The 18,324-nt window shown below is 65.3% G+C and carries 10 protein-coding genes and 1 pseudogene; 8 read left to right on the top strand and 3 right to left on the bottom strand.

Annotated elements, in window-relative coordinates:
- Nucleotides 1–2,160, bottom strand: a 2,160-nt coding sequence (locus ABZ570_RS11345) for an MMPL family transporter (RefSeq protein WP_358060530.1), incomplete at its 3' end; no start/stop codon positions are given.
- A gap of 109 nt (nucleotides 2,161–2,269) precedes the next feature.
- On the opposite strand from ABZ570_RS11345, the gene ABZ570_RS11340 reads away from it, so the two are divergent.
- A complete protein-coding gene (locus tag ABZ570_RS11340; RefSeq protein WP_358060527.1) occupies nucleotides 2,270–3,574 on the top strand; it encodes a histidine kinase in 1,305 nt (434 codons plus the stop codon).
- Complete coding sequence (locus ABZ570_RS11335) at nucleotides 3,526–4,170, top strand: response regulator transcription factor (protein ID WP_358060524.1); 645 nt, start codon at nucleotides 3,526–3,528, stop codon at nucleotides 4,168–4,170. Before ABZ570_RS11340 ends, ABZ570_RS11335 begins: the two co-directional genes overlap by 49 nt.
- Before the next feature lie 121 nt (nucleotides 4,171–4,291).
- Here ABZ570_RS11335 and ABZ570_RS11330 read toward each other — a convergent pair whose 3' ends face one another.
- Nucleotides 4,292–6,064 (bottom strand): CocE/NonD family hydrolase, encoded by a 1,773-nt coding sequence (locus tag ABZ570_RS11330; protein ID WP_358060521.1) that lies wholly within the window; start codon nucleotides 6,062–6,064, stop codon nucleotides 4,292–4,294.
- A 10-nt stretch (nucleotides 6,065–6,074) separates the two neighbouring features.
- Nucleotides 6,075–7,136, bottom strand: coding sequence for a S8 family peptidase (locus ABZ570_RS11325; protein ID WP_358060518.1), 1,062 nt, complete (start codon nucleotides 7,134–7,136; stop codon nucleotides 6,075–6,077).
- Between the two features lie 206 nt (nucleotides 7,137–7,342).
- Between ABZ570_RS11325 and ABZ570_RS11320 the strand changes: the two are divergent.
- The 6 genes and pseudogenes from ABZ570_RS11320 (at nucleotide 7,343) to ABZ570_RS11295 (ending at nucleotide 18,294) form a co-directional block, all read left to right on the top strand.
- Nucleotides 7,343–7,824 (top strand): annotated as a pseudogene (locus ABZ570_RS11320) (response regulator transcription factor).
- Nucleotides 7,825–8,713: 889 nt separating this feature from the next.
- Nucleotides 8,714–9,688, top strand: a complete 975-nt coding sequence (locus ABZ570_RS11315; RefSeq protein ID WP_358060515.1) for a hypothetical protein — start codon at nucleotides 8,714–8,716, stop codon at nucleotides 9,686–9,688.
- Complete coding sequence (locus tag ABZ570_RS11310) at nucleotides 9,685–11,226, top strand: hypothetical protein (RefSeq protein WP_358060536.1); 1,542 nt, start codon at nucleotides 9,685–9,687, stop codon at nucleotides 11,224–11,226. Before ABZ570_RS11315 ends, ABZ570_RS11310 begins: the two co-directional genes overlap by 4 nt.
- Complete coding sequence (locus tag ABZ570_RS11305; protein ID WP_358060512.1) at nucleotides 11,169–12,965, top strand: ATP-binding domain-containing protein; 1,797 nt, start codon at nucleotides 11,169–11,171, stop codon at nucleotides 12,963–12,965. The genes ABZ570_RS11310 and ABZ570_RS11305 overlap by 58 nt, the downstream gene beginning before the upstream one ends.
- Entirely contained in the window at nucleotides 12,962–16,402 is a 3,441-nt protein-coding gene (locus tag ABZ570_RS11300; protein ID WP_358060509.1) for a helicase-related protein, read from the top strand. The genes ABZ570_RS11305 and ABZ570_RS11300 overlap by 4 nt, the downstream gene beginning before the upstream one ends.
- Nucleotides 16,399–18,294, top strand: a complete 1,896-nt coding sequence (locus ABZ570_RS11295) for a DUF1998 domain-containing protein (RefSeq protein ID WP_358060506.1) — start codon at nucleotides 16,399–16,401, stop codon at nucleotides 18,292–18,294. Before ABZ570_RS11300 ends, ABZ570_RS11295 begins: the two co-directional genes overlap by 4 nt.
- Nucleotides 18,295–18,324: the final 30 nt, after the last annotated feature.

Raw genomic sequence — 18,324 nt, 5'->3', positions numbered from 1 at the left:
CCTGCTCGGCGGCACGATCACCGTCTCGTCGGCGCCCGGCCAGGGCTCGACGTTCCCGAGCGCCGCTCGTCGTGGGGGCCGGGCGGCGGGCCGGGCCAGGGCGCTCGGCCACCAGGTACGGCGGCCCAGGTGCAGGGCCAGCGCCGGGACGAGCAGGCTGCGGACCAGGAACGTGTCGAGCAGCACCCCGACGCTGATGATGACCGCTGTCTGCACCGACGGCACGAGCGGCAGCACGTTCAGCGCGCCGAACGTCGCCGCGAGGACCACGCCCGCGCTGGTGATCACCCCGCCGGTCACGGCCAGCGCGTGCAGCACACCCTGCCGGTGCCCGAGCCGGGCCGCCTCCTCCCGCGCCCGGGTGCTCAGGAAGATTGTGTAGTCCACGCCCAGGGCGACCAGGAACAGGAACGTCTGCAGCGGGATCCCGACGAAGAGGTGCGGGTAGCCGATCGCGTCGAGGATCAGCCCGGCCGCGCCCAGCGCGGCGGCGTACGACAGGACGACGCTGGCCAGCAACAGCAGCGGCGCGACCAGCGCGCGTAGCAGCAGCACCAGGATGACGAAGACGACCGCCAGCACCAGCGGCGCCACCGTCCAGTTGTCCCGGCCGACCGTGCGCTCCTCGTCGACCAGGTACGCGGTGTCCCCGCCGACGAGGGCCTGCGCGCCCGGCACGGCGTGCACGGCGGTACGGAGCCGCTCGACCGTGTCCAGCGCCGCGTCGCTGTCCGGCGTGTCGGCCAGGACCGCGGCGATGCGTACCCAGCGGCCGTCCGGCGACCGTTCCGGCTCGCCCACCTCGGCCACCCCCGGCACGGTACGGGCGGCGGCCACCACCTGCTCGGCCGGGCCGGCGGCGGCGAGGATCTCGGCGGGTGAGGCGGAACCCCTCGGGTAGTGTGCCTCGATCATCCGCTGGCCGGTGACCGAGCCGACCTCCTTCGTGAACGACTCGTCGTGCGGCATGCCGATGCTCAGGTTCACCATGCCGAAGCTCAGCGCGACCAGTGCGGTCGCCGTGCCCAGCCACACCGCGCGGGGCCGCCGGCCGACGAACCCGGCGATCCGCCGCCACACCCCGTGCTCGGCCGCCACGTCCAGCCCGACCGCGTCCGGTGAGTAGCGCGGCACGAACGGCCAGAACAGCCACCGCCCGAAGATGACCAGTACGGCCGGCAGCAGCGTGGTCATGGCCAGCAGCGCCGCGACGATCCCGACCGCGCCGACCGGCCCGAGCCCCCGGGTGGACGGCAGCTGCGCGGCGAGCAGGCACAGCAGGCCGAGCGCCACGGTCGCCGCCGACGCGCCGATCGCGCCGATGGACCGGCGCAGCGCGACCGCCATCGCCGCGTGCCGGTCGGCGTGCCGGCGCAGCTCCTCCCGGTAGCGGGCGATGAGCAGCAGCGCGTAGTCCACGCCGACGCCGAAGACCAGCACGGTCAGGATGCTCTGGCTCTGGAAGTCCACGGCCAGCCCGGCATGCTTGGCCAGCAAATACACCACCGCGCTGGCAAGCTGGTTGGCCAACGCCACCGTGACCAGCGGGATCAACCACAAAACCGGACTGCGGTACGTGATGAGCAGCAGCAACGCCACCGTGCCGGCGGTCGCCAGCAGCAGCGCGCTGTCCATCCCGGCGAACGCGTCGAAGACGTCGTCCTCCCCGCCCGCCGGCCCGGTCAACGCGGTCTTCAGATTTGCCGGCGTGCCGGTGGTCAGCCGCTCCTTGATGGCCGCCACCGCGTCGGCCCGCTGGTCGGCGGACCCGGCGACGGGGAAGGAGAGCAGCAGCGCCCGCCCGTCCTCGCTGGGCACCGGCGGGGACACCTGGCCGCCGTCGGCGTACCGGGAAAACGCCGCGCGGTCGGCGTCGACCTTCGCCCGGTCGGCGTCGGTGAGCCCGGCCTCGCGGACGTAGACGGCGACGGCCAGGGGCTTCTGCGAATCCGGGAACGCCTCCTGGGCCCGCTGCACCGCCCGGCTGGCCTCGGCGCTGGCCGGCAACGCGCCGAGGGCGTCGTTGTCCTGCACCTCGGTCAGCTTCAGCGCCAGCGGCCCGGCCGCCGCGACGAGGACGAGCCAGAAGACGAGCATCACGTACTTGCTGCGGCGGCCGGACGGCAGCCCGGCCAGCGTGGTTACCTTCTTCCTGGTCATGGCATCGATCCTTCGGCCGGCGCGGACCGGAGACAGGAGTGCCAGGCCCCGAAGGCAGGGGGTGCCAGCACCACTGATTCCGGTGGCAGCGGTGGCGGAGAATGGCGCCGTGGACAGCTCCCTACGCGCCGCCGCCTGGCAGCAGATCCGGCCCGGCGCGATCGCCGCCGGGCAGGGCCTGGCCGTGGCGCTGCTGAGCCTGGCCACCAACGTGGCGCTGTTCGTGCTGTCGGTGGTGTCGCTGGCGCTGATCCCCGTGTTCGGCATCGGGTTCGCGCTCTTCCCGGCGGTGACCGTGCTGGTGCGCTGGTCGCTGACGCTGCAACGCCGGCTCAGCCGATCGAGCCGGGCGCCGGTCGCGTCGCCGTACCGGCCGGTGCCGGCCGGCGCCCAGCTCGGCACCTGGAAACGGTTCCGGTGGGTGGTCAGCGATCCGGCCACCTGGCGGGACTTCGCCTGGCTGATCCCCGGCGCGATCACCGGCGCCGCCTGCCTGCTGGCCTTCGCCCTGCCCCTGTACGGGCTCGAGGGCGTGCTGTTCGTGCCGCTGGTGCTCCACCTGACCGTCGACTGGTACGGCTACGGCGTGTTCTGGCCGATGGACAACCTCGGGCAGGCGATGCTCGCCGCGCCGCAGGGCTGGCTGATCCTCGCCGGCGGGCTGGCCGTCGCACAGTGGCTGCTGTGGCTGCACTTCCGCTTCGCCGGCTTCTTCCTCGCCCCCACCCGGGCGCAGCAGCTGGCCCTGCGGGTCCAGCACCTCACCGACACCCGGGCCGACACCATCGACACCCAGGCCGCCGAGCTACGCAGAATCGAACGCGACCTGCACGACGGGGCGCAGGCCCGGCTGGTCGCCCTGCGGATGAGCATCGGCCTGGCCGAGAAACTCCTCGCCGACGACCCGGCGGCAGCCCAGCGGCTGCTCAGCGAGGCCCAGGAGGCCAGCGGCCACGCCCTCGCCGAGCTGCGGGATCTCGTACGCGGGATCTACCCGCCGGTGCTCGCCGAGCGGGGTCTGGACGGGGCGGTGCAGGCGCTCGCCCTGGCCGTACCGCTGCCCGTGGACGTCGAGGTGGAGCTGCCCGGCAGCCCGCCCGCGGCGGTCGAATCCGCGGCCTACTTCGCGGTCGCCGAGGCGCTGACCAACGTCACGAAGCACAGCGGCGCAGGCCGAGCCTGGATTGGGCTTTCCTTCGAAGGCGGCTTGCTGACGATGGTGGTCGGCGACGACGGCCGCGGCGGGGCCACCGTGGATGGGGGGACCGGGCTGGCGGGGGTACGCCGCCGGCTGGCGGCCTTCGATGGCACGATGACCGTGACGAGTCCGCCCGGCGGACCCACAGTCGTGACCATGGAGCTGCCGTGCGAGTTGTCATCGCGGAAGACCTCGCCCTCCTCCGGGACGGGCTGACCCGCATCCTCGACGCGTACGGCTACAAGGTCGTCGAGGCGGTCGCCGACGGGCCGGCTGTGCTGCCGGCGCTCACCCGGCACCGCCCCGACGTCGCCGTCCTCGACGTACGCCTGCCACCCACCTTCACCGACGAGGGCCTGCAGGCCGCGCTCGCCGCCCGAGTGGAGATGCCGGGCCTGCCGATCCTCGTGCTGTCCCAGCACGTGGAGCAGCTGTACGCGCGGGAGCTGCTCGCGGACCGGGGTGGGGGAGTCGGCTACCTGCTCAAGGACCGGGTGTCGAACGTCGGCCAGTTCATCGACGCGGTGCAGCGGGTGGCCGGCGGCGGGATGGTGATGGACCCGGAGGTGGTGTCCCAACTGCTGGCCCGCAACGCCGGCCCCGATCGGTTGGGGGAGCTGACCGCTCGGGAGCGGGAGGTGCTGGGGCTGATGGCGGAGGGGCGGTCGAACGCGGCGATCGCGGCGCGGCTGTTCGTCACGGAGAAGGCGGTCAGCAAGCACATCAACAACATCTTCAGCAAGCTGGGGATGCCGCCGTCGGAGGACGACAACCGGCGGGTGCTGGCGGTGCTCGCGTACCTGAACGGGTGAGAATCCGGAGGCCAGCCGTGGTAAGCGCCGGTTGCCGGCCGGGGATCGACCCGGCCGACAACCGGCGTGCTGCTACTGCTTCCGTCCCGCGCCCGGACCGCTACCCCGGTTCACGGTCAGATCAGGACCGCTCGAACCGGAGGGAGGTATCGACCGGGAGGCTGAGCCGGGCGTCGGCCAGGTCCAGCACGATCGTCGACCCGTCGGCTACCGGTTGCAGGCTCGGCTGATCACCCACCGTGTTACCGGCCGCGACCAGCACGATCCGGCTGCCGGCCTGGATGACCGTGTCCTGCGGGAAGAAGTCGACGCTCACCTTCTGCGGCAGGCCGGCGACGGTCAACCGTCCGGCCGCCGGATCCGTTACGTGGTTGAGGCTCTGCGCCGCCCAGTTGATCGGGCGTTCGGTGCCGTCAGCCCGCCGTTCGATCAGGGACAGCACGAGGCTGGCCCGGTTGCCGGTGGCGGTGACGGTGCCCTGGTAGCTGGGCATGCCGGACAGCGTGATGTCGCGGTCCAACGGTGCCGAGGCGAACACGACCTTGCCGTTGCCGTGGCCACTGCTGGTCTCCTCGGCCTCCGTGGCGAGCCGACCCTGGTAATCGTAGTAGTGCACAGGGCCGGTGCCTGGTTTGGTGCGGAGGACGCCATCAATGGATGGGTAAAGATTCATCGCGTTCGTGGCGCCGAGCAGCCAGCTCTTCTCGTGTCGCCATCGTCCGGCGTCGTCCTGCATCTGGATGGCCGGCGCGGCGAGGATGCCGGTGTCGCGTTCCTTCAGGAACTGGTCGAACCAGGCAACCATCACCTGCTCCCACCAGTCGGCACGCGCAGGCCAGGCGTGCGCCCACTGGCCCAGCCATGCCTTGAACGGCACCCCGGTCCGCTGCACGTCGGCCAGCCAACCGGCCATGTTGTGCGGCTTCACGTTCCAGTCCCGCAGGCCGTGGATGTAGAAGACACTTGCCCGCTGCCGGTTCGGCGTGGCGCGCAACTCGGCGTCGAAGTCACGCAGTTGCCAGTACCCGTCCTTGTTCCCGTCCACAGTCGAGGAGACCCCGCCCTCCTGTACCCACACCTGTTCGGCGCAGACCTCGCCGGCGACGGCGCCCGGTACGCTCACCGGATCGCGCAGCTGGCTGCTGCCGGTGTACAGGCCGACCGGGCTCAGCCCGACCAGGGTCCAGTAATAGGTGTTGAACCCGAAACCCTGAATGTTGATCGGGACCCCGTTGACGAAGTTGTACTTGTACAGGTCGGAGATCCCACTGATCGGCACGATCGTCTTCAACGACGGGGGCGCCTCCACCCACACGTCCTGCGGTGCCGTGCCGTCGTAGCTGACGCCCATCAGCCCGACCCGCCCGTTCGACCATGGCTGGTGGCCGTAGTGCTCGATCGCCGCCGCGGTGTCCTTGGCCTCGGTCGGGCCACCGATGGTGAAGCAGCCCTCGGAGTTGCCGGTGCCGCGTAGCGACACGATGCCGTAGGCGTAGCCGCGGGGCACCAGGACATCCCCTGCCCGGCCGAGCAGATGGCCGAGGCCACCCTCCAACACGGGCGAGCCGCCACCGTAGTACGGCGTCACGTCAAGCACCACCGGGACCGGTTCGGCGACCGGCGGGCGAACAATCCAGCTGTCCAGCTGCACCCCATCGGGTGCGGTGATCCGGTGGTGCTCGACGATCGAGCCGGTCACCGTCACCCCGGGGATCGGCTGTGACACATCGTGCAGGTACGCGGCGGTCGCCGGGCCGTCCGACATGGTCGCCGCCGGCGCGGCCAGCGGGAGTTCACCGGCGGCCGGCGCTGGGGCAGCCGGGATCAGCAGGGCCGCCGCCACCCCGACCGGCAGCCACCAGCGGACCTTCCCGCTGCGGATGATCGACATCATCGCCGCCCCGCTAGCCACGGGCCGCGGCGACGGCCGCCTGCGCGTCCACGATTCCCCACCCGTACGCCGGGGTGTAGACGCCACGGGCCAGGCTGCCCGGCGTCCTGGCCGTCGACATCAGCACCGAGTACACGTTGTCGAGGCTCCGACCCTGGGCGAACAGCAGCGCGGCCACCCCGGCGACGTGCGGCGTGGCCATCGACGTGCCGGCGTACGCGTCGTAGTCGCCCTGGCCGCAGGCGGTCGACCCGGTGCCCTGCGGCACCGCCGACCAGATGTCGTCGTCGCAGGAGACCAGGCCCGCACCGCCGGGGGCCGCGACCGCCTTGAGATCCGCCTTCAGGCCAAGGTTCGAATACCAGGCCTTGAGCTCGTTACGGTCGGTGGCAACCACGCAGAGCGCCCCCGGCTCCCAGGACGGGGTGTCACACAGCGGGGCCGCCTCGTTGCCGGCGGCGGCGATCACCGCGACACCCTTGGCGTTCGCGTACGCGATGGCCTCGGTGGCGTCGGAGACCAGTCCGGTGAGCGTCAACGCCTGCGCACCGGGCACCGCCCCGAGGCTGAGGTTGATCACCTTCGCGCCGTGGTCCGCCGCGTACCGGATGCCCAGGGCGATGTCCTCGAAGCTGCCGCTGCCAGCCTCCAGGACCTTGATCGGCATGATCTTCGCCCCGGGCGCGACACCAGCAATGCCCACGCCGTTGCCCGTGGCAGCGGCCGCGATGCCGGCCACGTGCGTGCCGTGCTCGTCCGAGGAGTCGGCTACGCCGTTGGGCCCACGCCAGTCGCCGTTCCCGCAGGACGTGGTGCCGCAGTCGACGAACGTGGCACCCTTGACCAGCTTGGACTTCAGATCCGGGTGGCTCAGGTCCACCCCGGTGTCGACCACCGCGATGACGGTCCCCTTGCCGGTACTGGTGGCCCAAGCCGCCTCGGCCCGCACCTGCTGCAGGCCCCACTGCTTGCCGGACAGCGGATCGTTGACTGCGGCGCGGGCGGGTGCCGCACCAACGCTCGCCGCGACCACGGCCGCCGCGGCCAGCGCGGTAAGTGACCGAACGACTGGCATGAGCCCTCCAAAAGGATGAGAGAGAGACAGTTGCCTGGACATCGCTACCGGCCGCGGATATGCAACAGCATTGATCGACTTGGCGGGAGCTGAGTTGGGCGAGGACGTCGGGAGCTTGGGCAGCGTGCGGAGGTCTCGGCGGGGCGACGGGACCACGAGCGGTCGTCGCCGAGGACCTCGCCCTCCTCCGGGACGGGCCGACCCGCATCCTCGCTGTGGTACGCCTGCCGCCCACCTTCACGGACGAGGGCCTGCAGGCGGCGCTCGCCGCCCGGGTGGAGATGCCGGGGCTGCCGATCCTCGTGCTGTCCCAGCTCGGGAACTCCTCGCTGACCGGGGTGGGGGAGTCGGCTACCTGCTCAAGGACCGGGTGTCGAACGTCGGCCAGTTCATCGACGCGGTGCAGCGGGTGGCTGGCGGTGGGATGGTGATGGACCCGGAGGTGGTGTCGCAGCTGCTGGCGCGGAGCGCCGGCCCTGATCGGGTGGGGGAGTTGACGGCGCGAGAGCGGGAGGTGCTGGGGTTGATGGCGGAGGGGCGGTCGAACGCGGCGATCGCGGGGCGGTTGTTCGTCACCGAGAAGGCGGTCAGCAAGCACATCAACAACATCTTCAGCAAGCTCGGGATGCCGCCGTCGGAGGACGACAACCGGCGAGTGCTGGCGGTGTTGGCGTACCTGAACGGTTGAATCCGAACGCGCTCCTCATCGGCAAGACGAGTGGGCGCCCTGCAAACGCCGGCTCGAGCTCATCAGCCGGGCCAGAAAGGAGCCGCACGAACACTCAGTCATAGCGACGGACCGGGCGGCCCCACATCACAACTGTTGCCTCCGCGCCCTCGTCCGCACCTGTCGCGCAACATCTGCAGGCTCACCTGAGTGGACGGCTTCCGGCAAGGCATAGGGCTTGCTGACGCGGAGGCTGGCCCGGACAAGCCTTGATATAAAGGGCTTTGCGTCGACTGATGGCGGCATCAGCGGAGGCAGCCTTCTTCACCGGGCGTGCAAGCCCTACGCGCAACCGTGGAACCCCCCCCACCTGAGCACATGCGTCTATGGGCGGCAAGTAGTTGCCCGGTCCGATATCAACTTTGAAGGCAATTGACACGGCAGGTAGGCCAGTCGGGATCGGCTGAAAAGAGGAAGGTCTGGGGCCCCGCTGGCAGGACTCCTGGAGGTAGGGTCCGAGCACGCCTTGTGGGGAGGTGGGGTGATGCTTGCTGGGGTGGACATGCCGCCCTCGATGCAAGCCGAGCGAGTCGCGCTCGTCGTGCTCGCCGACGTCCGCTCTGGCAACCATGCCGTCCGGCTGGCCTTGGCAATGCGCCCAGCCGTCAAGCGGGCCGTCGCGCCCGCTACCGCCACCGGGCACTCCGCCCCATGGCCCATCCTCGACGAGGCGTACCACTCTTCAGGCCGGCTGGCAGGAGAGAAAGACGCCTCCACGGCTAGCAAGGACGGAACGACGGTCCGAGCCCAGGCCACGCCAAGGCCGGCCCGGTCTTGGCGCCTCAGTCTTGAAAGATCTTGGTCGACCGAGACGTGAGGCAGGCGCCACCTGGCAGGATTTACGGAGGCGGTGAGAAAGATCCGCGACGTTGTAGCGCATCTCGAGGTGAGGGATGCTTCCAAGCCCTGGGAAAAACCGCCGCCGTGGCTAACATTCTTCTTCCGGCTAGGGCAGCTGATGGCGGCATGCCACGAGGAAGGGCTTAGAGCTTGCGCAGTGGTGGTTCCGCCCGTGCGCTCCTTCGCGGCGGTTTCCGCGGCCACTGGTGCAGTCGTCGGCGTGGCTATGACTGCCGAGGCCGTGCCGGACGTTGAAAGTCACTTCCGCGCCCTGTCAAGCCTTCCCCATGGCACATCACTAGTGGTGAAGATGGGGGAAAGAATCTATGCCGCGAAGTTTACCGGCGTGATTGAGCGCTCCGGCGCCTCTTTCCTTCGGATTGAGTACAACGGGATGAAGCAGCTGCTCCCCAAGGCCCAGTGCCGTCGCGCGCAGGTCGGTTCGGGAGGGAAGCGATCGCTACCTAAGCGTGCACAGTCTCCTCAAAACCCAGACGCATTACTGATCCAACGCGCACTTGGCCCCCACGCCTCACAGTTCCTGTCAGTGCCTACTGTAGATGCAGTTCTCGTCGGCCAGCTATCACTCCTCGAGCAGGAGATCACCAGCGTCGAAGTGCGGCCCGTAGGCACAGAGACTGCCACCGCTACCCTTGTCGACCTTCTCCGGCCAAGCAGACTCCTGCCTGATGGGGGCATACCACGCAGCTTGGTGCTGTCCGACCGCATTTCGGAATTTGAGTTGCCGGTGGCCGACACGCCTCACGTCGTCGTGTTTGACGGGGGCCGAGCCTTCTCGCGATACCGCTCCGAGTTTCGCCTTTCTAGCTGGATAGCCATCCTTGATCGATGTTCGCCGACGTTCCAGGAGGGTATTGACGTGGCAAACCAGGAATTTGCCACCCGCCGTGGGCCGGTTCAGCTCTTCGACAAACTTGACATCCCTTCCGGTACCGAGCTTCAAGTCTTCGAGCGTGTCCGGTGAGATATTTCGACCTCCAACGAGCTAACTCCTACTACTCTGTGGCAGAAACCGCCGAGCTGTCGTGGCGTACCGTTGCACATCCTAAGGTCGAGGCGTTTTCGAGGGCTGTTCTACGGCTTTCTCGCTTAGCCAGACAGCAGGACGACGACACGGGCTGGAGAACCTTCCTTTATCCCGCACGCCGTGCGCGCAACATTCTGACAACTGTTCCATTGCCATTTTCTCACCCCGATCTTGGGGTGCTACCACTGTTGAGTCAGCTCAAGCACTCTCTGCCCAGCCTGCGTATCTACGCCGGTGACGATGCGGCTGCACTCGGGGAAGCGATCGTCGACAGCGGCGAGGAGTTAATCCAACTTGAGGAAGCGCCGCTAGCAGAGAAAGTTCTCGAGCTCGCCTCAAACGAGGATTCAACTGACTGTGGGCTGCTTCTCCCCATTGCCGAGTACGAAGGAGCCGTCTCCAACCATCTCCTGGACAGGGTGCAGGCGCCATCTATCAGAGTGCTGACAAGGCACAGTGTTATCGACGCCTACCCGCTCGCCCGGCTATTGATCGTAGGGCCGCTTTACTGGTATGGGGACAGCCAATTTGTCCTAGCATCACCCAGGGCTCGGAAGCTTGTGGTTATCAATTGGGCATGGTACCGCGAGCAATCGCCATCCAAAACGGCGTTGGAAGGATCTCGGGGAGGTGCTGGATATGAAATACATCCTATTTTTCCAGCCGCGAGGACGGGATTCCAGACAAGCATTGATGACTATCGCCAGACGGTCGACTGGCAATCGATATCGCGCGACCTCGTGGGCTCGGGGGACTCCGAGGTAGATGAGTCTGTTCACGCTCGCGCCGCCGTGCTAGCTGGAAGGCAAGCCGTTCTCCTGCCTGAGGACGGGGACAGGTCGGTGTGGCTGCTCGAGCCACATGCACCCCTCGAGCATCGCGTGGCACGTGTAGATGTTGCCGATCTCGCACCAGGCCACGTCATTATTCTACGTACTTCCGGCGGTGGTTCTCTTATCGCTCCGATTGCGGACGAGATTTTGGGCGATGACGCAACGCAACTCAGGAGCCTACAACGTCTATGGAAGCAATCTTTGCAGCGATGGGTGTGGCGGCAGGGGACGATTGCGGCGGCAGCGGCCGTCTTGCGTCGCACCGGTTGCGCTCGGGCGAGCCAGCAGAATCTGCAGAACTGGCTGAGTGAGCGGTCCCTCCGGACTGAAGACCCAGGCGACTGGAAGGTACTAATGGAGGTTTCGGGCCTGGAACCGCAGGCTGAAATGGTTTGGCGGGCAATGGGACGACTTCACAGGGCGCACCTCGAGGCTGGGATGTCGATTGGCCGGCGCCTGCGGGAGATGGCAAACACAGAGCCACTGGATGCGCTCATTTCGTCAGGAAGCCAAGTATTTCGAATCGGTCGCGGCGCTTCACTTACGGCGTTTAGGATCGAAGGCTTTTCACCGACTTCTGTCCGATGCTCGCCGAGCCAGCTTCTCGTGCCTATACAAGTGAGGGACGAGTGGCTCACCTGATACCGCCGGACTACCCCCAAGGAACGCCCCCTGGGGAGGCCCTCGTCTTCGACCTACTCAAGGGTCGTTCCGTCAAGCCCGATTGGACAGTGCTGCACTCGCTTCACTTGCCCGAGCATGTCCGTCAGGTGGAGGGCGAGGCGGACTTCTTCGTCCTGATGCCGGGCCTCGGGGCCCTCTGTATCGAGGTTAAGAGTCACCTCCGGGCAAGCTACGTCAATGGTGCTTGGTACCTAGGAAGGCGAGGTGGCCCCGACTACCGAGGCCCGTTTCGACAGGCCGAGATGGCGGCACGCAGTATCAAGAAGAAGGTTAAGGACGCCCTCCCTGCTGCCGCGAGGATGCTCTTCTGGCCTGCTGTCATATTCACTCATTGTGTCCCCGCGGCTACCTCAGACGTGGGCGAGTGGCATCCGTGGCAGATGTTGACGAGCGCGGACTTGGCCCGCGAGCCGCTCGATCACCTTCTTGAAAGGGTTATGCTTCGGGCACGTGATCATGTGGCCAACGTCCCGACGGCCCGCTGGTTTGCCCCGGCGTCCCGGCGCCCCTCGAAGGCGGAGTGCGATCAGATCAGGCGAGTCCTTCGACCCGACGTTCATTTTTTGCCCGACATCTCCGCGCTTCGCGCCCGCCGTGTCGAGGAAATCAGGCATTTCACGGACGAACAGCTGGCCGTTATCGAAGGCCTGGACGGTGTGAACGAGCGGGCCCTCATAGAGGGTCCGGCTGGCACTGGCAAAACGGTACTTGCATTGGAGGAAGCAAGGAAGGCTAGCGCCGCCGGTGCGAGCACGGCTTTGCTCTGCTTCAATCAGCAGCTAGCGGCACACCTTAGGAGCGAGGCGACAGCCCTGGGCCTCCGCGGAATTGAGATCGCCACCTTACATGCATTGATGCTCCGAATCGTGAAGCAGGCCGGATTACGTGCCGCGACTCCTACGGATGACGAGGCCTACTGGTCTCGGACTTTGCCAGAAGCAGCACTCTCGGTCCTCATCGACCACGCACCAAGGTTCGATTTCTTGATTGTAGATGAGGCGCAAGACCTCGCTGAGCCAGCTTATCTCGATGTGCTGGATGCCCTACTCGACGGTGAGCTGAGCCAAGGGCGCTGGACCATGTTCGGAGACTTTGAGCATCAGGCAATCTTCGCGACCAGTCCCGCCGAGGCCATCGATAGGCTGCTCGCTCGATCGAAGGGCGTAGCGCGCTATCGTCTTCGGCGCAATTGTCGGAACACACCGCGAGTTGCGGAGTATATCGTGCGGCTCGGGGGCCTCACCCCGGCATACAGCCGGATTTTGCGCCCCGACTGCGGCCCGGCCGGCACACCGCACACAAGCTTCTATTCATCGCAGCAGGAGCAAGCTGAACTTCTTTGCGGGATGATCAAGGAACTCACCGCCGAGGAAGAGTTCGCTGCCAGTGATATTGTCGTCCTTTCTCCACTCGTTGATTCTTGCGCCCGCCGCGTTGCTGGTAAACCCGGACGGCCGCCCCTTACGCCTTTATCTGAAAGAAGAGAGGACTCCTCGTCCTTCTCGACCGTCTCATCATTCAAGGGGTTAGAGGCTCCGGTCGTCATTCTGACCGATATAGACGAGGTTTCCACTCCTCGAGCGCAACGCCTATTCTATGTAGGACTATCGAGAGCGACCGACCGTTTGCGCGTCCTCGCCAAGGACGGTCTTCAGCCTGACGTCGTCCGGCTCGTTACAGGAGGGGAACCCCCATGAGTGAATTCATTAATGCCAGGGAAACCGTCCTCGACGTCCTGCGCCGTGAGCTGGTTGGCCCGGATCCCCAGGGTGAACCATTTGATTTTCACACCTCGGACTCTATTGACGAAGAAGGCGCCTGGAAGCCGCGACGTCAGGCGGGGACAGGTGAGGAGATACTGACACGCGATAGCCCAGACCGTCGCTACGGTATCGGGGTCCTATACAGCGAGGGTGCGCGCGCGAGCGGACGGGACGAGCTTCCTGCGGGTGATGGGCCGCCAGATCTGTTGCAGGGTGAGCCGAATGTAGACGTTACCACCGACCACTTCCAGGACCACGCCGCGAAGGCTCGCGAGAGCCTGACGGGTGAGGCCGCAAACCATGACCTCGACCTATCAGGCGCCAACGACTTCAAGCCGAGCACGATGGCGATTACATTTCTCATCGACTTACGCACTGATCCGATAATGCGGCTCACGTTGTCGGCCGGCCGCTATCAGCAGCGCGAGGTGAGGACAGGGAAGCAGAACCGATCATGGTGGTTCCGATCCGAGTGTAGCTTGAGGGCAGAGTGGCCGGCCAGCGCCCTCCTATCTCGTTCGGGTATGCACCGACCCAACGCCACGAGCGAGAATTTGACAGGGCTAGACATAGAAGCCTTTGCTGTATCGCGACCGGTAGGCGACGGGACTTCGCTAGTAACTGTGGGCGTAAAGAATGGGACCTCTGGGAGTAGCCCAAATAAGTTTCTCTACCAGGTGGCGTTTAATGTCTCGCTCGGGGGCGAGCCGATCATTCTGCCATATCCACATCCACCGAACATCGTGCGCGACTTCGAAGAAGAGTCGATTGACCTCCTGTACCGATCTCTTCCGACCTTTGCTGTAGGTCATGGCTGCGCCGCCGGGTGGACGGTGGACAGAAAGGCGGGCCGGTGCTCGGAAGTACGCGGAGAGCCACTCCCGGTGGTGGAGACGCCCAGCATCACGCCCGACATTAGGCGCCCCGATGGCTCGGACCTCAGAGTGCCCATGGCCCCCCTCGCCGGGTTGATCGATGGCGATGATGGATTCGGTTCTTTGGCCGAAATTGTCGATCTATACGAGCATTGGATCCAGGAGCGCGAAGCCGACAGCCGGATGCTTGGTGAGTCGCACCAGGAAACTGCCAGCCGCCACGTTAGTGCATGTAGGCAAGCCGCTGCTCGAATGCGCGAAGGGCTGGACCTCATCAAGAACGATGACCTCGTGCGACGGGCATTTGTTCTCGCGAACAAGGCCGTGCTGCTGCAACAGGTGCACTCGGTGGGACCCACTCGCGGGCTTGTCTACGATGAGAAACTGAAGGCGGTGCGCCTGAGCGAGCCGCGCCGTCTCGCTGACCCCCTCTCGCCTCCGCCGGGTAGGGGTGCATGGCGGCCCTTCCAAATAGCCTTTATTCTTGCCACGCTTCCCTCATGCGCTAATTCTCGACACCCGGACCGGGAGCTAGTCGAGCTTATCTTCTTCCCAACCGGCGGCGGGAAGACGGAAGCATACCTGGGCCTTTCGGCATTCACTGCGTTCCTTCGGCGTCTCCGCAATCCTGCCGATACGGGCGTCGAGGTCCTCATGCGTTATACGCTTAGGCTACTTACTGCACAGCAGTTTCAGAGGGCGTCCGCTCTTGTGTGCGCGATGGAAAGAATCCGTGCCGAGACGCCGGAGCTCGGTCTGCATGCCTTTACGATCGGCATATGGGTTGGCGGCGAAACATCCCCCAACACTCAAAAGGGGGCTCTTACAGACTTGCGTCGCCTTCGATCCGGGCAGGGCCCTAACCGGTTTTTGGTGATTCGTTGCCCCTGGTGCAGTGCCCAGATCGGGCCAATAGGCGATCACGGAAGCAGCCGAAGGGGCAAGGGGCCTCGTATCCTAGGATATGAAGAAGCCGGCGGAAGTGTAAGGGTGAGCTGCACTGACCAGGCATGCGAGTTCGCGTCGGGTCTGCCGCTGTTTGTTATCGACGATGACATCTACGAATCACGGCCCACCATCGTCATTGGTACAGTCGACAAGTTTGCGCAGCTCGCCTGGAGGCCTGCGGCTAGATCTCTGTTTGGCATTGGAGTGGACGGCGAGCAAGAGGTATCGCCGCCTGGGCTTATAATCCAGGACGAGCTGCACCTGATTTCAGGGCCACTCGGTTCGATGGTCGGTCTGTACGAGGCCGTCATCGAGGAACTGTGCGTAGATTCTCGGCCGAGCGAGCCGACAAGGCCAAAGATCGTCAGCTCCACAGCAACTATCCGGCGGTACGCCGAACAGGTGAAGGCGCTCTTTGCTCGCGAACGTGTCGAATTGTTCCCGCCGCACGGGATCGATGCGGGCGACTCTTTTTTTGCTCGCTATGCGACGTACCCAGAAGGCCACGAGCGCGCCGGTGAGGTCCGAGAGGGCCGGATGTACGTGGGCATCCACGGTGCGGGCCTTGGTTCACTCCAGACTGTCCAGGTCCGGACGTTCGCCGCTCTCCTGCAGGCAGGAATGGACCTTCCTGAGGAGAAGCGTGATCCGTACTGGACTCTGATGGTCTTCTTCAATAGCCTCCGGGAGCTTGGAACGTCGCTGTCACTGCTCCAGTCCGACATTCCCGACTATCTCAAGGTGATTCGCAACCGACGGGGTGCGTCATGGGAGGACGTTCGCTGGCTGAGCCGAGAGCTGGAGCTTACGGGTCGACTGCAGAACGACGAGGTACCGTCTGTCATGGAAGCTCTGGAGATTCGGCATGGCGGCGGACGAGAGGCTGTAGATGTATGCCTTGCATCCAACATTATCGAGGTTGGAATCGATATTGATCGCCTCTCGCTGATGACGGTTGTAGGCCAGCCGAAGTCGACCTCTCAATACATACAGGTGACGGGGCGGGTAGGGCGCCGATGGGAGGAGCGGCCCGGACTCGTGGCGACTATCTACAGCCCGAGTAAGCCCCGCGACCGCAGCCATTATGAGAAGTTCCGCACATATCACGAGCGGCTATACGCACAAGTAGAACCGACGAGCGTTACGCCATTTGCGCCGCCCGTCCTTGCCCGAGCCCTGCATGCTGTGCTCGTTGCATGGGTCCGTCAACGATCCACGCCCGCCGCGTGCCCGTATCCCATGCCAGCCGAAGCGCTTGGCGAGGTTGCTGACATCCTCCGGCGCCGTGTGCTGACCGTCGATCCGGATGAGGCCGAGACTCTCGAACGTTTTCTCGAGCAACGTATCGCCGAGTGGCAACGGTGGTCGCCTGCCGATTGGCAGCGTGTCGGATCCACGTCGGAGCCAGGACTTCTCTACCCGGCCGGGGATTACGCCTATCCCGAGGATCGTCGACGATCTTGGCCGACGCCGATGTCTCTCAGAAATGTCGACGCCGAGTGTCGTGGTGTTATTACCGGAATCTATGCCTTGGAGGACCTCAAATGATGCGGCCTGGCCTGCCGCTGCGCCGAGCGCAGCTGATTGCCCCTTTCGGCGTTGGTGCAATGGTCACCGGTCCTGACGGGATCTCCGTGATGACAGCAGGGCTTGACGCCTGGTTCCGAAGAGAAGATGGCGGCGACGACACAGCCAGTCTCGATATCACAGAATTTAAGGTTGATGAGTGGCGGCTGGAGCGATACTTGGGGGTCGCCGAATTCCGCTTGCCCCCTGATTATCGAGATCATCGTGGCCCGGCCGTCGGGGCTGCTTCCAATACCAGTTTGACAGTGCCTGCGGTTCGGTTTCCGCAAATGCATTTCTGCCGGAACTTCAAATGCCTGCGACTTTCCCAACTACCTCTCCATGCTCGAGGCCGGAAACGCTGCAGCTATTGCGCTAAGGGTTCACTTGCCCAGGTTCCTTTCGTGGCAGTATGCCCTACAGGGCACGCGCAGGACTTCCCATTCAAAGAATGGGTGCACAGGTCGGTCAGTCCCTCCTGCAGAGGGGTTCTTAGGCTACGCTCAACCGGGGGTGCCAGCCTGGCCGCGATGGTGGTTGACTGCGATTGCGGAGCCTCCCGGAACATGGGAGGAATTACCGACGGAGGGGCAGACCAGTCCTACCTCTCGTCCAACCTAGCAAACGGCGAACAGTACAGGTGCCTGGGCAGAACGCCGTGGCATGGCACGGAGGAGGAGTTTGGGTGCGGGAACCCGCTGAAGGGTTCGCTGCGCTCGGCGAGCAACGTCTATTATGCCGTAACGAGGAGCTCTATCTACCTTCCCCAATCCGACGACTCGGCTGTCGAGGCGCTGCTACAACTCTTCGACTCCCACATGGGCCTCTCGACTGTCCTGCGGGTTCTTCGCGATGCAGGCCAAGTTCCGGATCTGGCTACCGTTCGCAATACCGCTAGAGCCGATCTGGACCTGTTCAGTGACGACGCCCTGGACGCCGCAATCGGGGTCTATTTCACTGGTAGCGGTGGTGTGCCCAAGGAGGACGACTCGGGGCCGGGAGAAGGCGAGACGGAGTTTCGCCGGGCCGAGTTCTCTGTGCTTGGATCACCCCAGATGCATGACGAGCTCGAGAGCCGGGCGATTTCTGTCAAAGAGTACGGGGACTGGATGGCCGAACACTTCGAACGAATCGTATTGGTCGACCGGCTGCGCGAGACCCGGGCTCTGGTTGGCTTCGAACGTATCGTTCCGGAGACGCCCGCAAGGATCGAAGAGCGGAAAGCGCTGCTCCGGAGGCGCGGCGGAGGCGGCGAGGAAGACTGGCTTCCTGCGGCACTTGTTTACGGAGAGGGACTCTTCTTCGTACTGCGAGAGGACAGGATTGCCGGGTGGGAGATGCGCGAAAGTGTAATGCGTAGGGCCGAATTGCTTCAGGGGCAGTTCTTGAAAGCCGCGAAGCGCCGTAGCTTGCGAGAGCGTGACCTCGGTGCTCGCCTACCAATGCTCCACACCTTCGCGCACTTGCTCATCAATCAGCTTACTTTTGAATGTGGCTATAGCTCTGCGTCTCTTCGAGAGCGGCTTTATGTAAGCCCGTCTCCAAATCCAATGGCTGGCGTCCTGATTTACACCGCGGCCGGTGACGCCGAAGGCACTATGGGAGGCCTGGTGCGAGTCGGTCGACCGGAGTACCTGACCGGCATCGTTGCGCAGGCGCTGCGGGGCGCAACTTGGTGTTCGACAGACCCGGTCTGCATGGAGGTAGGAAGCACAAGCGGTCAGGGCCCCGACTCATGTAACCTTGCTGCTTGCCACAGCTGCGCTCTTGTTCCAGAGACGGCATGTGAGCAGTTCAACCGCTTTCTCGATCGAGGGCTGGTTGTCGGCTCCATTGATCAGCCGGACGTGGGTTTTTTCGCAGACTTCGGCTAGACCGGGCGAGACCTCCCGGCGAGTCGTCTC

It is taken from the genome of Micromonospora sp. NPDC007271 (assembly GCF_040634005.1).
GTDB lineage: Bacteria > Actinomycetota > Actinomycetes > Mycobacteriales > Micromonosporaceae > Micromonospora.
The sequence above is the reverse complement of the archived record's forward strand: the minus strand, read 5'-3'. Positions and strand labels throughout refer to the sequence as shown.